Source organism: Moritella sp., assembly GCF_013215705.1.
GTDB lineage: Bacteria > Pseudomonadota > Gammaproteobacteria > Enterobacterales > Moritellaceae > Moritella.
Genome location: NZ_JABSQR010000035.1, coordinates 24,163 through 43,318, shown reverse-complemented (window position 1 = coordinate 43,318; position 19,156 = coordinate 24,163). Strand labels below are relative to the sequence as shown.

Genomic DNA, 19,156 nt, shown 5'->3' with positions numbered 1-19,156 from the left:
ATTCCCTATTATTTAATCTCAGACATGACGATTAGATGACGTTCGCCCTCTAACTCTGGCACTGTTAGTTTATGTGCAACTTCCAGTTTGAATTTAGTATTTAATGTTTTAATTTCACCCGTTGGTTTCACCCCTTTCAACGCATAAAACAATCCATCTGGTTTTGGTAGATGCTGACACCAATGTAACATATCTTCAAGTGAAGCAAACGCACGACTTAATACCCCATCAAATTTAATTTCTGGGTGATACTCTTCGACACGAGATTGCACAGGCGTGACGTTAGTTAATTTTAATTCGTGCACAGCTTGAGTGACAAAACGAATACGTTTACCTAAACTATCCAGCAGTACAAATTCTTTATCTGGATTCATGATCGCTAACGGTAAACCCGGTAGGCCAGGGCCAGTACCCACATCAATAAAACGTTCACCTTCTAAGTATGGGCTCACGACAAGACTGTCCATAATATGTTTTATTAACATATTTTCTGGATCTCGTACCGAAGTCAGGTTGTATGCCTTATTCCACTTATGTAACAAATTCACTAATGCCACTAATTGCTGCTTTTGGGTATCAGTCACAACCAAAGATGTTTGGGCTAATAATGCTTCGAGACGGTTGATCATAGGGTGATTTACTCCGGTAAAACGTGATTATCTAAGTTAATATTAAATCGTAGAAAAAAAGAACAAGACAACCTACAGATTAAGGTAAAGGCACCTTAACTAAATAGTAGCATTGCAAATTAGGGGATGATGTCAAAAATGAGGTTATATAGCCACCGAAAAATGCATTAACGGTGGCTGTTGTACTAATTATTTATTTGCTGAGTAGGTTTTGCTTTTTCAAATAAATTAACAAAATTGAAATTGCAGCAGGTGTGATGCCTGAAATACGCGATGCCATCCCAATTGTTTGTGGTTTAACCTCGACTAACTTAGCAACCACTTCATTAGAAAGGCCTTTAATTTTGGCGTAATCTAAATCCGTTGGCAATAAGGTATTTTCATGACGCAGTTGCTTTTCAATCTCAGCTTTCTGACGATTGATGTAACCTTCGTACTTAATGGTGATCTCAACTTGTTCTGCAGCCGATTCATGCTCTAGCTTAGGACCCAGCTCTTCAATTGTCATCAAGGCGTTGTAGGTTACTTCAGGACGACGCAGAAGATCTTCTAAGGTATGTTCACGTGATAGTGGTTTAGCCAGTATTGCATTGATCTTATCCGCGAATGCTTTATTCGGATTGATCCAAGTTGAGCGTAAACGTTGTTGTTCCAGTTCAATGGCTTCCATTTTCTCGTTAAACACCTGCCAGCGATGATCATCAACTAAACCGAGTTCACGGCCTTGCTCTGTTAAACGCGCATCCGCGTTATCTTCACGCAGTATTAAGCGGTATTCAGCACGACTGGTAAACATACGGTACGGTTCTTTGGTCCCTAATGTGGCCAGATCGTCGACTAACACACCCAAGTAAGCCTGATCACGGCGTGGGTGCCATGTATCTTCTTCTCGTGCTGTACGTGCGGCATTTAAACCAGCAAGTAGACCTTGTGCCGCCGCTTCTTCGTAACCCGTGGTCCCGTTAATTTGACCCGCAAGGAACAAGCCTTCGATAAATTTACTTTCTAACGTCAATTTAAGATCACGGGGATCGAAGTAATCATACTCGATCGCATAACCAGGACGCGTAATGTGGGCATTCTCTAAACCGCGGATCGAACGAACAAGATCGACTTGCACATCATAAGGCAAGCTCGTTGAGATGCCGTTAGGGTAAACTTCATGCGTTGTTAAGCCTTCTGGCTCGATAAAAATCTGATGTGATTCTTTATCTGCAAACCGCGTGATCTTATCTTCGATCGATGGGCAGTAACGTGGGCCAATGCCTTCGATCACACCAGTGTACATTGGGCTACGATCCATACCACTGCGGATCACATCATGAGTTTTATTATTGGTATGAGTGATGTAACAAGGTATCTGTTGGGGATGATCTTTACGGCTGCCAATGAAAGAAAATACCGGTGTTGGTTTATCACCGTGTTGCTCTTCCATGACAGAAAAATCAATGGTGCGACCATCAATACGCGGCGGAGTACCGGTTTTTAAACGACCTGTACGGATGGGTAACTCACGTAGACGGGCAGCCAATGATACCGAGGCAGGATCACCCGCGCGACCACCAGGATAGTTTTGTAAGCCAATGTGAATAAGTCCGTCAAGGAAAGTACCGACGGTTAATACCACTGATTTCGCTCTAAACGATAAACCGGCTTGAGTCATCACCCCCACGACACGATCATTTTCAATAATAAGATCATCAACTGATTGTTGGAATATCGTGAGGTTTTGTTGATTTTCAAGTTTCTGACGTACCGCTGATTTATATAACAAACGATCCGCTTGGGCACGCGTTGCACGAACAGCAGGGCCTTTACTTGAATTTAACGTTCTAAATTGAATTCCGCCGAGGTCAGTTGCTTGACCCATGATGCCGCCAAGTGCGTCAATTTCTTTAACCAGATGGCCTTTACCGATACCACCGATTGCTGGGTTACAGGACATATGTCCTAGCGTATCGATGTTATGGGTTAATAATAATGTCTTTCGTCCCATACGAGCAGCAGCGGCAGCGGCTTCTGTGCCTGCATGTCCGCCACCTACGACGATAACTTCAAATTGTTCATGGTATGCCATGTATCACCTCGGTTTTATTTGGCGGTATATTCAGAGCGGCACAGTCTACGGTTTTATCCCACAGATGCAAATGATCTTAATTATATTTTTATTTAGATCCAACTGTTGATCTTAAAGATCTTAAAAGAGATCTTATTAGATCTATTATTAGGATCGCCTTGATCTGTTGATAACTCACTTTGATCTAGGAAGATCATGTATTTAGCGTCGATCACTTACTGTTAGTAAGGCTTGGGCTTGTTACGTATAAGCTGGGTGTAAATAGCCTAGTTATACACAGGGCCTCGGTTACTGTATTTATTCTACATGGATAACTATAGGTTGATCACAAGAAAGATCTATAGTTATCCACAGAAAATAAAAATAAAAAAACATGATCATGGTTATATTATAGCCAATTATTCGACCATTCAGGGTACCAGTCGTCGATCGCATCTTCAGGGATCGGCGTTTCTAGCGTGCATATTTCGAGTGTTTTTGAGACCTTTTTGGCGTTTAATTTAGCCAGTTGACGATCGATCATATGACCAGCATTACAGAATTGATCATAAGATTTTGAGCCCAGGGCGATCACTGCATATTTCACGCGGCTTAAATTAGGGTTCGTTTGTTGCAGTTGTAGCGCTAGCGGTGCGATGTTATCAGGGTAGTCACCTGCGCCATGCGTTGCGGTGCAAATGATCCAGGGGTGGTTATTGTCGATCGGCAGGCTGGCTAAATTAGGATCGAGGTGAATATTGACTTTAAAACCTTGATCAATTAGTTTTTCTGCCAAATGATCCGCGACATATTCTGCCGATCCCAATGTTGTTCCTACAATTATTTCAAATGTGTACATGGTTTCCTCTTAATTTAAACGATGCTTTCACTGTTTTTTCTGTAAAATGTAGTCTATTACAATATTATTCATACCCATTAAGGCACTTATGGCTTCATTGTATCAACGTTTTCTTACTGTATTTGGTCGTTCTCTACGGGCTAAAAAGACACCGAATGCGCCACCTAAACCGATTATTAATAAGGTTGCGACGACAACCGTGAGTATACCTGATGTCGCTGTAGCGGATGAGATAATTGACACGAGTTCATTATTTTATGATTTGCTGTTTAATCATAAGTATGTGGTAACAGAAGCGAGTGCTGGATTAAACCCGTTAGAAAAAAGTATCTTGCTTAAAGTTGAAGCGGGGGTCGGTCGGCCTGAAAGTATCGCGTTAAACGTGGTGCGACTACCTGAAGTATTGCACAAGGTATCGGCATTAATTGACAGTGATGATTATACCGCAGAACAATTAGCGGCATTGATTACTCAGGATCCGGTATTGGCCGCTGATGTGATCAAGTTAGTGAACTCGGCAGGTTATCAATTAGGGTCTCTGGAGGTCACTAGTTTACAAGCGGCCGTTGTTCGTTTAGGCGGTTTACAGATTAAATCGATTGTACTGACGATCGTGATGCAAAATATGACCGAGATAAAGCCGATTTATTTTAAGTTATTTGGTCAGCATTTATGGCAGCATTCACTCACCACGGCCTTGTGGGCAAAAAAGTTAGCCGAGAGTAGGGGGGAGGATCCTGACTTAGCCTATTTCTTAGGTTTGATTCACGATGTGGGTAAAATTGCGCTGTTTAAATTAATCGTCGATGAAATGAATATCAGTGACCCACAATTTAGACCCTGTTCCAAGTTATTCCGTCAAATGATGACCAAGCATTCATTACGCTTGTCGGCGTTAATCGCTCAGGCTTGGCTGTTGCCGGGGCCTGTGGTGAAAGCCTTGTATGAACAGTCGGAAAGTAGCGCGGTTCTGCAGCATACGGGGCCTGGTAAGTTATTGGTACAAGCTAATTTATACAGTGAGATACACTTATTGTTAGAACAAGGTTATATCTCCCAGCAGCAAGCGACAGAATTTTGCCGTGATAATCAACTCGATATTCAAGCGTGTATCGCGGGAGTATAAAGCCATAATTAGACTTGCTTATCGGGGTTTATTTGCTAATAAACGAGAGCTAATTGCCGGTTTGTCCACACCTATTTAGCGGTGTTTAAAGTTATCATTTATCAGGGTTAACTTGTGGGTAACTCTGTGGATGGGTTTGTAACATGGATGGTATTGGATCGTTGCCGAAGTGTTTTAAATGTGGCGGTGATGATCTTTAGTGACCGTGTGTAAGCCGAGTGGTAAATAAATTGACGATCCAAGTTAGGATCGTCCAGGTTATTCTCTGTGTATTATTTACCGATGCAGAATGAAGTAAAGATACGACCAAGAAGATCGTCAGAGCTAAACTCGCCGGTAATTTCAGATAGTTGCTGTTGGGCTAAACGTAGCTCTTCTGCAAGCAGCTCTCCCGCCATATAAACTTCAAGCTGCTGCTTGCCTATCTGTAAGTGCTCATCGGCCTTCTCGATAGCGTCTAAGTGGCGACGACGGGCAATGAAACCACCTTCTGTATTACTTTGGTAGCCCATGCATTTTTTTAAATGATCCTTAAGCTCATCTAAGCCAAGGTTCTCTTTTGCTGATATTTTAAATACCGGATGGCTTTGATCGTCACTCACCGTGAGTGTTTCACCGGTAAGATCCACCTTATTTCTGATCACCGTCAGTCCGATCGAACTTGGCAGACGATCAATGAAGTCAGGCCAAATTTCGGCAGGATCCGTGGCATCTGTTGTAGTGCCATCAACCATGAAGAGTACTTGATCCGCGTTATTGATCTCTTGCCAAGCGCGTTCAATACCAATTTGTTCAACACGATCAGGGCTGTCGCGCAAACCTGCGGTATCAATAATATGCAGTGGCATACCATCAATGTGGATATGTTCACGTAGAACATCACGCGTTGTGCCGGCGATGTCGGTCACAATCGCCGATTCTTTACCTGCTAGCGCATTGAGCAAACTTGATTTACCCGCGTTAGGACGGCCTGCAATCACCACTTTCATACCTTCGCGGATTATGGCCCCTTGCTTGGCTTCTTTTTGCACCGCAGAGAGGTTATCCATGATGTTATACAGTGCTTGGGCTATTTTACCGTCGGCAAGAAAATCGACTTCTTCTTCTGGAAAATCAATCGCCGCTTCAACGTAAATACGTAAGTGGATTAAACTTTCGGTCAGGGTATTAATTTTTTTCGAGAATTCACCTTGCAGTGAGTTCATTGCTGATTTAACCGCGCGTTCTGAGGTGGCATCGATTAGATCGGCAATGGCTTCGGCTTGGGTTAAATCCATTTTGTCATTGAGAAACGCACGTTCTGAAAATTCACCGGGACGGGCCATTCTGATGCCGTCTATTTTAAGAATACGACGCATCAGCATATCCATGATCACGGGACCACCATGACCTTGTAACTCTAAAACATCTTCACCGGTAAATGAATTTGGTGCTTTGAACAAGATGGCAATACCTTGGTCAATTGTTTGCTGGTCTTCATCCAAGAAAGATAAGTAATCGGCTTTTCGCACGGCTGGAATTTTATTTAAAATTGTCTGTGCGACTAACTCTGTTTTTGCGCCAGAGATACGAATAATACCTACACCACCTCGTCCTGGCGGTGTGGCTTGTGCAATGATAGTTTCATTAGTTAGCATGTGATTACCCGAAGATAGTAGATTTTTTAGATGAAAAAAGGCGGCACAAGGGCCGCCTTGATAAGATTAGCAAGTTTATTTCTTACTATGCAAACCTTGTTTTTCCAGAGAGCGGAAAATAATAGTTTGTTGGATAATTGTAACCACGTTACTCATTAACCAGTATAGAACTAGCCCTGCAGGGAACCACAAGAAGAAGAAAGTAAACATAACAGGCATAAACTGCATGACTTTCTGTTGCATTGGATCCTGTACTTGTGTCGGCGACATTTTCTGGATCATGAACATAGTAACACCCATTAATAACGGTAATACGTAGTACGGGTCTTGTGCTGATAAATCATTGATCCACAATGCGAATGGTGCGTGACGTAATTCCACACTTTCCATTAATGCCCAGTATAAAGAGATGAAAATAGGCATTTGGATGATCATTGGGAAACAACCGCCTAATGGATTTACTTTCTCTTCTTTATACAATGCCATCATTGATTGCGACATTTTTTGTTTGTCGTCACCACATTTTTCACGTAATGCCGTTAATTTAGGCTGTAGTAAGCGCATTTTAGCCATTGACGTATATTGCGCTTTGGTTAGCGGATACATTGCACCACGTACGGTAAAGGTGATCATGATTACCGCAATACCCCAGTTACCCACTAAACCATGGAAGAACTGTAGTAATTTAAATAGCGGTTGGGCAATGAACCATAACCAGCTGTAATCTACAGTGAGGTCAAGGCCTTCAACTAATTCACCCATTTCATCTTGTAATTTTGGACCAATCCAAAGTTTTGCTGAGATAGTTGCTTCGCTGTTTGCCGCAATCGCTTCAACAGGTTGTTTGAAACCAATAATCGCTTGACCTTGGGTGAAGTCAGTACGACCAATGTTTAAACTATAGAACTGGTTTTGGCTATCGCCTGGGATCCAAGCTGTTACAAAATAATGTTGTAACATGCCAACCCAACCTGCTGCGGTTGTACGGCTTAGGTTTGCATCGCTAATATCATCGAAATTGTATTTTTCATAGCGTTTATCAGTCGTACCTAGTGCGGCACCACGATAAGCTTTCATCATCATGCCGCTGCTTTCGTCAGTTGTAAGATCAATATTTTGTTTTAATTGACCGTACATTTGCACCGAAATAGCGTTAGCTGATAGGTTATTAATTTTGTAGCTAACGTCAACGTCATAATCACCACGAGTTAGGGTAAATATTTTGGTAAATTCAACCCCATTCGCATCTGTATAAGATAGAGGAATACTTAATGTATCACCTGAAATCGTGAAGCTGGTCGCGGTAGTACTGTATTGTGGACGACCATTTTCGTTTGCATCTGGACCGTTTGCGCCAATAAGACCACTTTGTGCAACATAAATATTTGTTGCATCATTTTGTAATAACGTGAAACGCTCTTCTGCATCAAGCTCTGTCGCATGCTCAAGTAAGTCTGCACGAACAATATCACCACCTAAGGTGTCGATAGTCAATTCAAGTACATCTGAGCTGATAGTGATCAGATTGTTTGATTGTGTGCTGTTTGGCGCATTAGTTGATGAGTCACTGCCTGCTGGTACATCGCCAGTTAAACTATTAATGATCGCTTGAGTCGTTGTTGGTACTGCAACCGGGTTGTCTTTATTTTGCCATTCGGTAAATAGCAAAAAGCTGACAAACAATAATCCGATGACAAGTAAATTACGTTGGGATTCCATAATCTAATTAATCTCTTTGTTTGGGGTCAGGAACAGGATCGTAACCATGTTTATTACTAAAAGGATGACATATTAATAGACGTTTGGCTGTGAGCCAACAACCTTTTGTAAATCCGTGGAGTTTTATTGATTCTATCGCGTATTGAGAACACGTTGGAGTGAAGCGACAGCGAGGCCCAATTATTGGACTAATGAATAATTGGTACCCTCGTATTAATTTGGTGCCTAACCATTGCAACGGCGACAAAGTTTGCGCCATAACTTCTCCAATAATGCATCGATTTCTGCATTTTCCAAGTTTGCAATACCTGATTTAGCTATAACCACGATATCAACATTCGGAAAATCATGTTGGCGTGTCCGAAAACTTTCTCTAATTAGACGCTTAACTCGGTTACGGCCGACAGCAAGTTTAATCGCTTTTTTAGGTACCGCTAAACCAAGACGAGGATGTCCAAGTGAGTTATTTTTGGCAAGTATAGTTATATGAGGTGAGGCTGATCGCACAGGGTCTGCGAATACGTTTTTGAAGTGTTCGGGAGTTAACAAACGTAACTCCCGAGGAAAGCTCTTATCTATCACGTCTGATAATTAAGCGCTTAAAGTCTTACGACCTTTTGCACGGCGACGTGCAAGAACCTTACGGCCACCTACAGTTGCTTTACGTGCGCGGAAACCGTGTGAACGTTTACGCTTAAGGTTACTTGGTTGAAAAGTACGTTTCATAGCTTTATCCGTTATAAAATTAACTGTACAGTTATGTTGAGTTAGCCAAGAAATAATGACCGGTCGTCAACTTGACTAACACAAAAAGAGGCGGAATTTTAATCATTGTTGTAATACAAGTCAATAATTAATCAATACTCGCCTCGTGAAAATAGCAATATCTCACTTAAATTCGATATTCTCGGCCGATTATTATGCGATTGGATACATGAAATAATAGGCTAAATTCCTATCCATAGAGATAAAAATTATAATTTGGTTTAATAATTGCTGTAATTCCAATCTGATCACAGGGATCAAGCGGGGAATTATACAGGCTATTTACTAACTAACAAGTCAGCACTGCTAATTTATCCACTTTATAGTGTCGGATTATTGATTTACTCGCTGTAAAAATGTACGAGTACGGGGATCTTGCGGGTTATTAAAGATCATATCCGCGGATCCTTGTTCAACAATCTGACCTTGATCCATGAAAATCACCCGGTCTGCGATCTCTTTTGCAAATTGCATTTCGTGCGTCACAATCAGCATGGTTTGCTTTTGTTTGGCTAATTGACGCATTAACGTGAGTACTTCACCCACCCATTCTGGGTCTAACGCCGACGTCGGTTCATCAAACAAAATCACTTTGCTTTGTGCCGCCATTGCTCGCGCTATGCCGATACGTTGTTGTTGTCCCCCTGACAATGCCGAAGGGTAACTGTTCTGTTTATCTGTTAAACCAATGCTTTTAAGGATAGTAAGCGCTTCTTGTTTGGCGACTTCTGCCGATTTACCGCGGACGGTAATCAAGCCCTCGGTAATGTTCTCGAGCGCGGTTTTATTGGCAAAGAGTGCATAGTTCTGAAATACGAAGGCGGTTTTTTTTCGCAGTTCGGTAATTTGTTTTTTAGTGGCCGTGCTGGCATCAACCACTAAATTATCAATGGTAATGGTCGCGCTGGTTGGCTGCTCGAGAAAATTGAGACAACGTAACAGCGTTGATTTACCTGTGCCTGAAGGGCCAATAATAACGGTTGTTTCACCTTCTTTGATATCTAAATCAATTTGGCGTAAAACCACGTTATCACCAAAATTCTTACTTAAATTAGCGACTTTGATCATGTTAATACGCCTTGTTGAGGTAACGTTCTAAATGTACCTGCATTTGGCTAAAGACCATTACCACAGCCCAGTAAATTAACGCCACAGCCAGGTAGCTTTCGAAGAAGTAAAAACTTGATGACGCTTCCATCTGCGTTTTTGCCATGATCTCGGTAACACCGAGCGTAAACGCCAAGGATGTGCTTTTGATCATATCGATAAAGTAATTCATCAATGATGGGGTGGCAATACGTGCAGCTTGTGGCAGCACGATACGGCGCATCGCTTGACTCGTGGTCATGCCGATACTGAGTGCGGCTTCCATCTGGGATTTATCCACCGCCATAATGGCGGCGCGAATACTTTCTGCTTTGTAAGCGGCAAAGTGCAAGGTTAAGCCAATCACGGATGCGGTAAAGGCATCCATGTGGATCAATATTGGGAATACGCGCGGCAGACCGTAATACAACAAAAATAACTGGACAAGGAGCGGGGTGCCACGAAAAAAAGAAATAAATAACATCGCTAATTGATTGAGTACAGGCACTTTGAACGTGCGTACCACCGCTAAGCCAATGGCTATTATCAGGGCAAAGACGACACCAATCAGTGCCATCTGCATGGTTGTTCCCAAATACTTAAGCAGTATCGGGAACAGGTTTAGCATGTACTCAAAATTAAATTGCATTTATTTTACAGTGATATCCGTTGAGAACCATTTTTCTGAAATTGCAGCCAGTGTGCCATCTGCACGCATGCTATCCAGAATTGCATTCACTTTTAGGCGTAGTACTTCTTGTTTTTCAGTTTTCAAAAATGGCATTGCATTTTCGATTGTTTCAAACGTTGGGCCTGCAAGTTGCAACGGTAATGGTGATTTGTTAATTAATTCAAGTGATGATAAACGATCCATCACAAACGCATCGGTACGGCCTAATGCTACATCACGTTCGATACCTGTGTCGTAGGTTTTGATGGTAATGTTGTTATTAGTATAATATTTGCGTAATAAATCAGCAAAATTAGACCCTAAATTTACGCCCACGGTTTTGTTTGCCAGGTCGCTAATACCGTTAATTTCGGTATTGCCTTTTTTCACTACGACTTGCGCACCGTCATACACGTAAGTTTGGCTAAATGCATATTTGGCGGTACGTGCTGGGGTAATGGTTACTTGGTTTGAAATTGTGTCGATACGACCTGTTTCTAACATTCCAAATAGACCGGAAAAATTAACCGTGATGAATTCTACTTTTGAATCATTACGCTTGGCGATCTCTTTCCATAAATCCACTTCAAAACCTTGGAGTTGATCATTTTTTGAAAAAGTGAATGGAAAGTAGTTACCTGACATGCCGACTTTAATTGTTTCTTGTGCATATGCCACGCTGGTTAATGTTGTGCTTACAAGCATTGCTGCTGCTAATAATAATTTTTTCATGGTCCATCCTGATAACGCAAATAATAGGTTTGATGGGTGCATGATATTCTAATGTAAAATGAATTATAAATAGCGTTTAGTTATAAGTAATTGCTAAAAGATAGCGTGATTAATTATATTTACCGGTTTTTTCATATGTATTGGCACCTTATTGGTTTTTATTTTGCTTTTGTGTGGATAACTGTTTATTCATGCTAGCGCTTATGCACAATTAGCAGTAAAATAATCCATTATTCTTTATTATTAATCTGGAGTGTGGAGAGTGTCAGTTTCTCTTTGGCAGCAATGCCTTTCGCGCTTACAAAATGAGCTTTCTGCTACTGAATTCAGTATGTGGTTACGCCCACTGAAAGCCGAACTTACCGATAGTACTCTCACCTTGTATGCTCCGAACCGTTTTGTTCTTGATTGGGTTCGTGATAAGTACCTTAATTCCATCACCGCATTATTTGATGAATTTTGTGGTGCTGACGCGCCTATCTTGCGTTTTGATATCGGTGGTAAACCAACGACAATAACGCCAGCGACAACTAAGATTGATCGGGTGGTAGCCGCCAGAGTCATGCGGTTCCCGCAAACCGATCCGTGGGAATCCAGTTCACCACAACAACCAACCATCAATCACCGTAGCAATGTTAATCTGACCTATACCTTTGACAACTTTGTTGAAGGTAAGTCAAACCAATTAGCACGTGCCGCCGCACAACAGGTGGCGAGTAATCCGGGTGGTGCTTATAACCCGTTGTTCCTATACGGTGGCACTGGTTTAGGTAAAACGCATTTATTACACGCGGTTGGTAATGGTATTAAAGCGCAAAAACCCAATGCGAAAGTTATCTACATGCATTCCGAACGTTTTGTTCAGGATATGGTGAAAGCCCTGCAGAACAATGCCATTGAAGCGTTTAAAAATTATTACCGCAGTGTTGATGCATTATTGATTGATGACATTCAATTTTTTGCCAAAAAAGAACGTTCACAGGAAGAATTTTTTCATACTTTTAATGCCTTACTTGAAGGTAACCAACAGATTATTTTAACGTCTGATCGTTATCCAAAAGAGATTGACGGCGTTGAAGATAGATTGAAATCGCGTTTTGGTTGGGGTTTAACCATTGCCATTGAACCTCCAGAGCTGGAAACCCGCGTTGCCATTTTAATGCGTAAAGCGGTTGAAAGTAACATTCATTTACCCGATGAAGTGGCGTTTTTTATTGCCAAACGTTTACGTTCAAATGTACGTGAACTGGAAGGGGCATTGAATCGCGTGATCGCCAATGCTAACTTTACCGGTCGTGCGATTAATATTGATTTTGTTCGTGAAGCATTACGAGACTTATTAGCGTTACAAGAAAAGTTAGTGACGATTGATAATATTCAAAAGACAGTGGCTGAGTATTACAAGATTAAAATGGCGGATTTATTATCTAAGCGTCGTAGTCGTTCTGTTGCCAGACCGCGTCAAGTGGCTATGGCATTAGCCAAAGAATTAACCAATCACAGCTTACCGGAAATTGGTGATGCGTTTGGTGGTCGTGACCATACGACGGTATTACACGCTTGTCGTAAGATCGTGCAACTGAAAGAAGAAAATCACGATATTAAAGAAGATTACTCTAATTTGATTAGAACTCTATCGTCGTAAGAATCGTCGTAAAAAAGGTTATATTACATGCAGTTTACAATTAGTCGCGAAGCATTATTACGACCGCTACAGTTGGTATCGGGTGCCTTGGGTAATCGCCCAACGCTGCCGATTTTAGGTAATGTGTTGCTTGATGCCAAAGAGGGTAAGTTATCGTTAACAGGTACCGATTTGGAAGTTGAATTAATTGGTCAAGTTACTCTTGAAGGTGAGTTTACAGAAGGGCGCACCACGGTACCAGCGAAAAAACTCCTCGATATCTGCCGTGGTTTACCGGACAGTGCGCAAATTCAAGTGAGTTATGCGAATGATCGTATTGTGGTGAAATCAGGACGTAGTCGTTTTTCATTATCCACATTACCGGCAACCGAATTTCCAAATATTGAAGATTGGGATAACGATATTGAATTTGAACTGCTACAAGGTTCATTACGTCGATTGATTGATAATACTCAGTTCTCGATGGCCAGTCAGGATGTACGTTATTATCTCAACGGTATGTTGTTTGAAACGGAAGGCAATATATTACGTACTGTGGCTACCGATGGTCACCGTCTGGCAGTGGCAAGTTGTGAGCATGATGCAAACTTAAAACAACAACAAGTGATTGTACCGCGTAAAGGTGTATTAGAGTTAGTGCGCTTGTTAGACAGTGAAGAAGACATGGTTAAGATCCAATTAGGGTCGAATAACATTCGTGCTATTACCAGCGGTTTTGTTTTTACCTGTAAATTGGTTGATGGTCGTTTTCCTGATTACCGTCGGGTATTACCAAAAAATGCCGATAAGATGTTAATATCAAGTCGTGAAGAATTAAAACAAGCATTTTCACGAGCTGCTATTTTATCGAATGAAAAATTCCGTGGTGTACGGTTGAATATGAATCAGGGCTTACTCAAAATTACAGCGAACAACCCAGAGCAAGAAGAAGCGGAAGAGTTACTGGATGTTGAATTTGCACATGAGGAGTTAGAGATCAGTTTCAACGTAAGTTATGTCTTAGATGTACTGAATACACTTAAATGTGAAAAAATTAAAATATCGTTATCAGATGCAAATAGCAGTGCGTTGATCGAAGATGAACAATCTGATCAAGCGCTGTATGTTGTTATGCCAATGCGGTTATAAGTTTAGATGGGACTGGTTAAGCTAAACCTCACTGATTTTAGAAATATTAAACAGGCATCCATGCAACCGGGTGCTGGTATTAATATTATTCTGGGTGACAATGGCAGTGGTAAATCGAGTGTATTAGAAGCGATCCATTATTTAGGATTGGGGCGTTCTTTTCGTACTCACTTAACCAGTCGCGTTGTTCAACATGGTGAGAAGGATTTCACTTTATTCTCACAATGTCAGCAACGATTAAATGATGACAGGATCACCACGATTGGATTAAAAAAATCAAAAAATAGTGATACTGAATTAAAAATTGCTGGACAAAAAGCGGAGCGACTTGCCGAGTTACCGGGGATATTACCGCTACAATTAATTCACCCAGAAAGCTTTACCTTACTTTCAAGTGGCCCTAAATTACGTCGACAATTTGTTGATTGGGGGGTGTTCCACCTGGAAACTGAATTTTTTGCGACGTGGGCAAAACTAACGCGATTATTAAAACAGCGTAATGCTATTTTAAAGTCGGGCAAGCGTTATGCTGAGCTAGCATATTGGGATAAGGAGTTTGCAGTTCAAGGGACTATTATTGCGCAGATGCGCAGACGTTATCTTGAACAGCTTAATCCGATCATTAAATCTGCCTTGGCAGACTTCTTACCCGAATATGACTTTGATATTCGCTACCACCAAGGGTGGGATAGCGATATCGAGTTAGCAGCATTATTAAAACAAAATTTTATGCGCGATCAACAGTTAGGTTACACTAGCTTAGGTCCGCAAAAAGCGGATATCCGAATTAGAGCGAACGGAGTACCGGCACACGATATTTTATCGAGAGGTCAACTTAAATTGGCCGTGTGCGCAATGCGATTAAGTCAGGGACTTTTTTTAAGTCAGCACAGCAACAAGCGATGCACTTTTTTAATCGATGACTTTTCCTCAGAACTTGATGACAGTAAACGGAAGTTGCTGGCGCAGTATCTGATTGAGAGTAAGGCTCAAGTATTTGTTACGGCTATTGATAAAAGTCAGGTAACAGCTCTCTTAACGGAGGACTGTAAAATGTTTCACGTGGAACATGGCAAATTAATTGAATTTTAAATATAAAGGCGCGAGAGCTAACTATGTCTGAAAATAATTACGACTCTTCAAGTATTAAAGTACTGAAAGGCTTGGACGCGGTGCGTAAGCGCCCCGGTATGTATATTGGCGATACTGATGATGGTTCAGGTTTGCATCACATGGTATTTGAGGTTGTTGATAACTCTATCGATGAAGCATTAGCGGGTCATTGTACCGATATTGTAGTGACAATACATGACGATGGTTCTGTATCTGTTAGTGATGACGGTCGTGGTATTCCGGTTGATATTCATGAAGAAGAAGGTGTCTCTGCTGCCGAAGTTATTTTAACGGTATTGCATGCCGGAGGTAAATTTGATGACAATTCTTATAAAGTCTCAGGTGGTTTACACGGTGTAGGTGTTTCTGTTGTAAATGCATTATCAGAAAAACTGGAACTGACGATCTTCCGTCACGGTAAGATCCATAACCAAATATATCGTCACGGTGTACCTGAGGCGCCAATGGCTGCGACGGGTATTATCGAGGGCACTGGTACTAAATTACGTTTTTGGCCTAGTCATGATACCTTTACCAATACATTATTCCATTACGATATTTTAGCCAAACGTTTACGTGAGTTATCTTTCTTAAACTCGGGTGTATCAATCAAGCTAATTGATGAACGTGAAGATGGTAAGTCGGATCATTTCGTTTACCAAGGTGGTATTAAGGCATTTATTGATTACTTAAATGTGAACAAAACCCCGATTAATAAAGACGCATTTCACTTCTCTGTGGAACGTGATGATGGCATTACTGTTGAAGTTGCGATGCAGTGGAACGATGGTTTCCAAGAAGCTATTTATTGCTTTACGAATAATATTCCGCAACGTGATGGTGGTGCTCACCTTGCTGGTTTCCGTGGTGCGTTAACGCGTACCCTGAATAATTACATGGAAAAAGAAGGCTTCCTGAAAAAAGCCAAATCTTCGACGGCAACAGGTGATGATGCCCGTGAAGGTCTGACTGCGGTTATTTCAGTGAAAGTACCGGATCCTAAGTTCTCTTCACAAACTAAAGATAAATTAGTTTCTTCTGAAGTGAAATCTGCGGTTGAACAATCGATGGGTGAAAAATTAGCTGAATACTTGCTAGAAAACCCGAAAGAAGCATCAACCGTAGTAATGAAAATTATTGATGCATCGCGCGCGCGTGAAGCTGCACGTAAAGCACGTGATATGACACGCCGTAAGGGTGCGCTAGATTTGGCTGGTTTACCTGGTAAACTGGCTGATTGTCAGGAAAAAGATCCGGCACTTTCTGAATTGTATATTGTGGAAGGTGACTCTGCTGGCGGTTCGGCTAAGCAGGGACGTAATCGTAAAAACCAAGCTATTCTACCGTTGAAAGGTAAGATCTTAAACGTAGAAAAAGCCCGTTTCGATAAGATGTTATCATCACAAGAAGTCGCAACCTTAATCACTGCGATGGGTTGTGGTATTGGTCGTGATGAATATAATCCAGATAAAACGCGTTACCATCAAATCATTATCATGACGGATGCCGACGTCGATGGATCGCACATCCGAACCTTACTATTGACCTTCTTCTTCCGCCAAATGCCGGAACTTATTGAACGTGGTTATATCTATATTGCCCAACCACCACTATATAAAATGAAGAAGGGTAAACAAGAACGTTACCTTAAAGATGATGCGGACTTAACACAATACCTCACCACGATCGCATTAGACGATGCGGGTTTGTTTGTTAATCCAGATGCGCCAGCAATTCAAGGTGAAGCGTTAGAAGGTTTAGTGACTGGTTACCGTAAGATTGAAAAATTAATGGCGAAGCTAAATCGTAGTTTACCAAAAGTGTTTACTAACGAAATTATTTATCAGGCACCACTAACCGTTGAGATGCTGAACGATGAAGCGCTAACGACGGCATGGGCTGAAGAGCTAGTTGCCACGTTAACCGCGAAAGAAATGTCGGGTACCTTGTACTCTGCACGTATTGTTAAAGATGAAGAGAGTCAGTTATTCTATCCGATATTATCTATTCGCCAACATGGTCTAGATAATGACTATGACTTCACACCTGGTTTCTTTAAGTCAAAAGAATACGCGACGCTGACTGGTTTAGGTATCGCCAATTTACTTGAAGAAGGCGCTTATATTAAACGTGGTGAAAAGACTCGTGAAGTAACCAGTTTTGTTGAAGCGCTAAACTGGTTAATGGCTGAATCGAAACGTGGTAGTTATATTCAACGCTATAAAGGTCTAGGTGAAATGAACCCGAGTCAGTTATGGGAAACAACCATGGATCCTGATACGCGTCGTATGTTGCAAGTGCGTATTGAAGATGCTGTGGCAGCCGATCAACTGTTCAGCACCTTAATGGGTGATCATGTTGAACCGCGTCGTGAATTTATTGAAGAAAACGCATTAAAAGTAGCTAACTTAGATTTCTAATTGCGCTATTTGATATGGGTAGTTTAGAATAAGTAAAAGGAGCCGAGAGGCTCCTTTTTTGTATCTGTTGATTATGGCATTAATATTAAATCCGGCTTATGCTTATTCAGATTAAGCGGGTGCTGTACTTATTACGACCATTTCAGCGTAAGCTTTTTGTACTTCTTCGGCAATGATTTTTATCCCACGTTGTACCGCATCATCGGGTTGCGAATAGTTCATGCGGATACATTCATCGGTATGGCGCCATTCATCATCTAAACCTGGGAAGAAATGATGACCCGATACGATGAGAACACCACGTGTTTTTAAACGCTCATACAGTTCTTGGCTGCTGATCGGCAGGTCTTTGAACCATAACCACAAGAAGATTGCGCCTTCCGGTTTATGAATGCGGAAGCGTTCATCGGTAATACTGTCTTGTAACCAAGTCACGGCTTGCTGTGCTTTGGCATAATAGTAAGGTTTGATCACGTCTTCACTTAAGCTAATGATGTCACCAGACTCAACCAGGTTTTGTGCCAGCATTGGCCCTAAGCTACCGGGTGCTAAGTTAATAATACCGCTTAAGTTCGAGATAGCGGAAATTACTTCTTCATTACCAATCACGATACCACATCGGGTGCCGGGTAAACCGAGTTTTGAAAGACTCATGCATAAGATAGTATTGTCGTTGTAAATGGGTTCTACTGGCTCAAATATAATATTTGGAAACGGTGTGCCGTAAGCGTTATCGATCAGCAGTGGAATATTATGTTGTCTGGCGAGCGTATCAAGGCGCTGCATTTCTTCATCCGTTAATACATTACCGGTTGGGTTAGTGGGACGCGATACGCAGATTAAACCAATATCGTCGGTAATATGCAGGTTGTCGAAATCAACATGGTACTTAAATAAACCATCATCAAGTAATTCAATCTTAGGTTTCACCGTCTCAAAAAAATCATCGCTCAGTGCCGTGTCGGTATAACCTATGTATTCCGGCGCTAGCGGGAACAATACTTTCTTTTTCTTATTGCCGGCAAAGTCACCGGCGAACAAATTGAATAGGTAGAAGAAAGCATTTTGGCTGCCATTGGTCAGGGCGATGTTTTTATCGGTTAATTCCCAGCCGTAAGTTTTATTTAATAATGTAGCAAGTGCGGTGGTGAAACTGTTCTTTCCTTGTGGACCATCGTAGTTGGACATTGCTGCCACCAGATCGCCACTGCTTAATAATTGTTGTGCTTCACTGTTAAAGCGCGCCAGCATCTCAGGGATCTGAGCAGGGTTACCACCACCAAGCATGATGACATCATCACCGCTGCGGATGCCTTCATTTAGATCATGCATTAGCTGCGTGATGCCTGAGAATTTAGTAAATCTTTGACCAAACAATGAGAATTCCATATCAGCACTTCTTGTAATTATTTAAAAGGGTAAACAACCAACATAGCGGAACTTTAAGCGCTTGTCGAGAGCTCGAGAGCGGCAAATTTACTTTTCTTACCGGTAATGTTTCACGTGAAACAAAAGGGTTTTAGCGGTGATATGTTCCACGTGGAACATCATCCAAAGACGGATTGACGTGG

General features: G+C 41.6%; 17 protein-coding genes. 5 read left to right on the top strand and 12 right to left on the bottom strand.

Annotated features, from left to right (window positions below):
• Positions 1-8: 8 nt before the first annotated feature.
• The 3 genes from rsmG to mioC form a co-directional block, all read right to left on the bottom strand.
• A complete protein-coding gene (rsmG, locus tag HRT96_RS19250) occupies positions 9-629 on the bottom strand; it encodes a 16S rRNA (guanine(527)-N(7))-methyltransferase RsmG (protein ID WP_293148774.1) in 621 nt (206 codons plus the stop codon).
• A gap of 193 nt (positions 630-822) precedes the next feature.
• Complete coding sequence (gene mnmG / locus HRT96_RS19245; RefSeq protein WP_293159877.1) at positions 823-2,706, bottom strand: tRNA uridine-5-carboxymethylaminomethyl(34) synthesis enzyme MnmG; 1,884 nt, start codon at positions 2,704-2,706, stop codon at positions 823-825.
• Between the two features lie 388 nt (positions 2,707-3,094).
• Positions 3,095-3,544: an FMN-binding protein MioC gene (gene mioC / locus HRT96_RS19240; protein ID WP_293159875.1), complete on the bottom strand. Its 450-nt coding sequence runs from the start codon at positions 3,542-3,544 to the stop codon at positions 3,095-3,097.
• 88 nt (positions 3,545-3,632) lie between these two features.
• On the opposite strand from mioC, the gene HRT96_RS19235 reads away from it, so the two are divergent.
• Positions 3,633-4,670, top strand: coding sequence for an HDOD domain-containing protein (locus HRT96_RS19235; protein WP_293159873.1), 1,038 nt, complete (start codon positions 3,633-3,635; stop codon positions 4,668-4,670).
• A 272-nt stretch (positions 4,671-4,942) separates the two neighbouring features.
• Here the strand turns inward: HRT96_RS19235 and mnmE are convergent, their stop codons facing one another.
• The 8 genes from mnmE to HRT96_RS19195 all read right to left on the bottom strand — a co-directional run bounded on the left by mnmE (position 4,943) and on the right by HRT96_RS19195 (position 11,279).
• Positions 4,943-6,307 (bottom strand): tRNA uridine-5-carboxymethylaminomethyl(34) synthesis GTPase MnmE, encoded by a 1,365-nt coding sequence (gene mnmE, locus HRT96_RS19230; protein WP_293159871.1) that lies wholly within the window; start codon positions 6,305-6,307, stop codon positions 4,943-4,945.
• 75 nt (positions 6,308-6,382) lie between these two features.
• On the bottom strand, positions 6,383-8,026 hold the full coding sequence (gene yidC, locus HRT96_RS19225; RefSeq protein WP_293159869.1) for a membrane protein insertase YidC: 1,644 nt from the start codon (positions 8,024-8,026) through the stop codon (positions 6,383-6,385).
• Positions 8,027-8,033: 7 nt separating this feature from the next.
• Complete coding sequence (gene yidD, locus HRT96_RS19220) at positions 8,034-8,285, bottom strand: membrane protein insertion efficiency factor YidD (protein WP_083798034.1); 252 nt, start codon at positions 8,283-8,285, stop codon at positions 8,034-8,036.
• Positions 8,252-8,608 (bottom strand): ribonuclease P protein component, encoded by a 357-nt coding sequence (gene rnpA, locus HRT96_RS19215; protein ID WP_083798033.1) that lies wholly within the window; start codon positions 8,606-8,608, stop codon positions 8,252-8,254. The genes yidD and rnpA overlap by 34 nt, the downstream gene beginning before the upstream one ends.
• A gap of 9 nt (positions 8,609-8,617) precedes the next feature.
• Positions 8,618-8,752 carry a 50S ribosomal protein L34 gene (rpmH, locus tag HRT96_RS19210; RefSeq protein WP_006034071.1) on the bottom strand — a complete coding sequence of 45 codons (135 nt, stop codon included), beginning with the start codon at positions 8,750-8,752 and terminating at the stop codon, positions 8,618-8,620.
• A gap of 372 nt (positions 8,753-9,124) precedes the next feature.
• The gene (locus tag HRT96_RS19205; RefSeq protein WP_293159867.1) at positions 9,125-9,859 is read right to left on the bottom strand and encodes an amino acid ABC transporter ATP-binding protein; all 735 of its coding nucleotides are present in this window, start codon (positions 9,857-9,859) and stop codon (positions 9,125-9,127) included.
• 1 nt (position 9,860) lies between these two features.
• Entirely contained in the window at positions 9,861-10,505 is a 645-nt protein-coding gene (locus HRT96_RS19200) for an amino acid ABC transporter permease (protein WP_293159892.1), read from the bottom strand.
• A gap of 21 nt (positions 10,506-10,526) precedes the next feature.
• Complete coding sequence (locus tag HRT96_RS19195) at positions 10,527-11,279, bottom strand: amino acid ABC transporter substrate-binding protein (RefSeq protein WP_293159865.1); 753 nt, start codon at positions 11,277-11,279, stop codon at positions 10,527-10,529.
• 262 nt (positions 11,280-11,541) lie between these two features.
• On the opposite strand from HRT96_RS19195, the gene dnaA reads away from it, so the two are divergent.
• Genes dnaA through gyrB form a run of 4 tightly spaced genes read left to right on the top strand, consistent with a single transcriptional unit; the run spans position 11,542 to position 17,585 of the window.
• Positions 11,542-12,924: a chromosomal replication initiator protein DnaA gene (gene dnaA, locus HRT96_RS19190; RefSeq protein ID WP_293159863.1), complete on the top strand. Its 1,383-nt coding sequence runs from the start codon at positions 11,542-11,544 to the stop codon at positions 12,922-12,924.
• A 27-nt stretch (positions 12,925-12,951) separates the two neighbouring features.
• Positions 12,952-14,052, top strand: a complete 1,101-nt coding sequence (dnaN, locus tag HRT96_RS19185; RefSeq protein WP_293159861.1) for a DNA polymerase III subunit beta — start codon at positions 12,952-12,954, stop codon at positions 14,050-14,052.
• A 6-nt stretch (positions 14,053-14,058) separates the two neighbouring features.
• Positions 14,059-15,144: a DNA replication/repair protein RecF gene (gene recF / locus HRT96_RS19180; RefSeq protein WP_293129131.1), complete on the top strand. Its 1,086-nt coding sequence runs from the start codon at positions 14,059-14,061 to the stop codon at positions 15,142-15,144.
• A 23-nt stretch (positions 15,145-15,167) separates the two neighbouring features.
• Positions 15,168-17,585, top strand: coding sequence for a DNA topoisomerase (ATP-hydrolyzing) subunit B (gyrB, locus tag HRT96_RS19175; protein WP_293159859.1), 2,418 nt, complete (start codon positions 15,168-15,170; stop codon positions 17,583-17,585).
• Between the two features lie 111 nt (positions 17,586-17,696).
• Here gyrB and HRT96_RS19170 read toward each other — a convergent pair whose 3' ends face one another.
• Entirely contained in the window at positions 17,697-18,974 is a 1,278-nt protein-coding gene (locus tag HRT96_RS19170) for a valine--pyruvate transaminase (RefSeq protein ID WP_293159857.1), read from the bottom strand.
• Positions 18,975-19,156: the final 182 nt, after the last annotated feature.